Source organism: Solemya pervernicosa gill symbiont (assembly GCF_002020875.1).
GTDB lineage: Bacteria > Pseudomonadota > Gammaproteobacteria.
The window spans coordinates 1-2158 of record NZ_MPRL01000138.1; the positions used below are offsets into that span (position 1 = coordinate 1).

At 49.5% G+C, this 2158-nt stretch carries 2 protein-coding genes and 3 tRNA genes; 4 read left to right on the forward strand and 1 reads right to left on the reverse strand.

Annotation, left to right across the window (positions count from 1 at the left end; all coding sequences use genetic code 11):
- Positions 1 to 121: 121 nt before the first annotated feature.
- Positions 122 to 1447, reverse strand: a complete 1326-nt coding sequence (locus BOW52_RS16645) for a UDP-glucose dehydrogenase family protein (RefSeq protein WP_078485207.1) — start codon at positions 1445 to 1447, stop codon at positions 122 to 124.
- Between the two features lie 224 nt (positions 1448 to 1671).
- On the opposite strand from BOW52_RS16645, the gene BOW52_RS16650 reads away from it, so the two are divergent.
- From BOW52_RS16650 to BOW52_RS16665, 4 genes are all read left to right on the forward strand, one after another.
- Positions 1672 to 1756: transfer RNA gene (locus BOW52_RS16650), tRNA-Tyr, on the forward strand.
- A gap of 45 nt (positions 1757 to 1801) precedes the next feature.
- Positions 1802 to 1875: transfer RNA gene (locus tag BOW52_RS16655), tRNA-Gly, on the forward strand.
- Between the two features lie 44 nt (positions 1876 to 1919).
- Positions 1920 to 1994: transfer RNA gene (locus tag BOW52_RS16660), tRNA-Thr, on the forward strand.
- 56 nt (positions 1995 to 2050) lie between these two features.
- Positions 2051 to 2158, forward strand: a 108-nt coding sequence (locus BOW52_RS16665) for a GTP-binding protein (protein WP_135622433.1), incomplete at its 3' end; no start/stop codon positions are given.

Consider the following 2158-nt stretch of genomic DNA (forward strand, 5'->3'; position numbering starts at 1 on the left):
GCCCCATCCCGTCGTATGCCAGTTAGGGTGTTGCGGGGTGGGGCGCTGTAGTTTCTGGTGGTTTGTCGAGTCCAAGTCAAAGATTTACAGCGTGTGGCTTCTTCAGGATGGTTGGAAATGATTATTTTCCTCGACCTATTGCATAGTATTCAAACCCGAGTTCATTCATGGTTTGTGGGTCGTAGAGGTTGCGTCCATCAAAGACAGTTGGTTCAGAGAGAGCCGATTTGATCTTATCCATGTCAGGGCTACGGAAGAGGTTCCACTCTGTGACGACAACGAGTGCGTCGGCGCCCTGCAGAGCCTCGTCATGGTCTTCGCAAAGTTTTAGGTCGTTACGCTCACCATAGATTCTACTTGTCTCTTCCATTGCCTCGGGATCAAAGGCTTGAACCTTTGCGCCTGCTGCCCAAAGTGCTTCCATCAAAACACGGCTGGGTGCTTCACGCATGTCATCGGTGTTGGGTTTAAATGAAAGCCCCCATAGTGCAAAGGACTTCCCAGCTAAATCGCCTTTGAAATGTGTCTCAATCTTTTGGAAAAGACGCTGTTTCTGTCTGTAGTTAACGGCCTCAACGGATCTGAGTAGTTCGGCGTTATATCCAATCTGGTCGGCAGTTCGTTCAAGGGCTTGTACATCTTTAGGGAAGCAGGAGCCACCATAGCCCGCGCCAGGATAGATAAAGTGGTAGCCAATACGGGGGTCAGAGCCCATACCAATTCGGACATTTTCAATGTCAGCACCGAGTTGCTCAGCTAGATTAGCTAATTCATTCATGAAGCTAATCTTAGTAGCAAGCATTGCATTTGAGGCGTATTTGGTGAGTTCGGCTGAACGGATGTCCATCTCTACGAGGCGGTCATGGCTGCGATTGAATGGAGCATAGAGTGTGCGTAACAGCTCAGTCGCACGATGGTTGTCGGTGCCGATGACAATTCTGTCGGGGCGCATGAAATCTTCAATCGCGGCACCCTCTTTAAGGAACTCTGGGTTGGAGACAACATCAAATTCAGCATCCACGCTACGACTAGCAAGCACTTCTTCGATTTGTGCTCGGACCTTGTCGGCGGTTCCAACAGGTACCGTAGATTTGTTAATGACTACCTTATGTTCATCTATGTGCTCACCAATGCTCTTTGCAACGGCGAGTACATGTTGCAGATCGGCGGAGCCGTCCTCGTCGGGTGGGGTGCCAACTGCAATGAACTGAAATAGCCCGTGATCAACGCCTTTCTGGACATCGAGGGTAAAATTGAGGCGTCCTGCGAGACGATTGCTTCGAACAATATCCTCAAGACCTGGTTCATAGATCGGAATTTCGTCGTTGTTGAGCATGTCAATTTTGCGTGGATCGATGTCTACACAAAGAACGTCATTACCGACTTGAGCGAGGCAGGCGCCTGTGACTAGGCCGACGTAGCCTGAACCATATATCGTTACTTTCATCTGATCTTTATCCGTTGTTTTCGTGATGGCCTATAGTCTGTTCGCATTTATTATGGGGCTGCGACTGGGTTTTCACCCTGATTTTAGCTGCAAGAGTCTACAGGAAAATGATGGCCATTATTTTCGCCGGGTCAGAAAAAGGTGATTTTAGGGTTGTGTGACTTTTTTGTCGCTAATCTGTTGACACGCGCCCAGGTTTTGGAGATCATTGCGGGCTTGCATGTGGAGGGGTTCCCGAGTGGCCAAAGGGGGCAGACTGTAAATCTGCTGGCTCCGCCTTCGGAGGTTCGAATCCTCCCCCCTCCACCATATATTTAAGCAGTATGTCCCGCCGGATGCGGGACCAAAGGTTCGGCGGGTGTAGTTCAATGGTAGAACCTCAGCCTTCCAAGCTGATTATGTGGGTTCGATTCCCATCACCCGCTCCAAGTTGGAGTTGAGTCTGGTGGGTTCCAGGTTCACGCAGTATTCGGCCCATGTAGCTCAGGGGTAGAGCGCATCCTTGGTAAGGATGAGGTCGGCGGTTCAATTCCGCCCATGGGCTCCAAATTTGTTTTAGATTTGTCTTTTAATTTATTGATGTTTTGATGGGGAGATCCTCAGATGTCCAAAGAAAAATTTGAACGTACGAAACCGCATGTAAACGTGGGCACCATTGGTCACGTTGACCATGGTAAAACGACACTGACCGCGGCGATTACCAAGGTAATG

What these genes read in the sequence shown, in the direction of transcription:
- BOW52_RS16645 (WP_078485207.1), bottom strand. Translation starts at nt 1,447, where the DNA reads ATGAAAGTAACGATATATGGTTCAGGCTACGTCGGCCTAGTCACAGGC.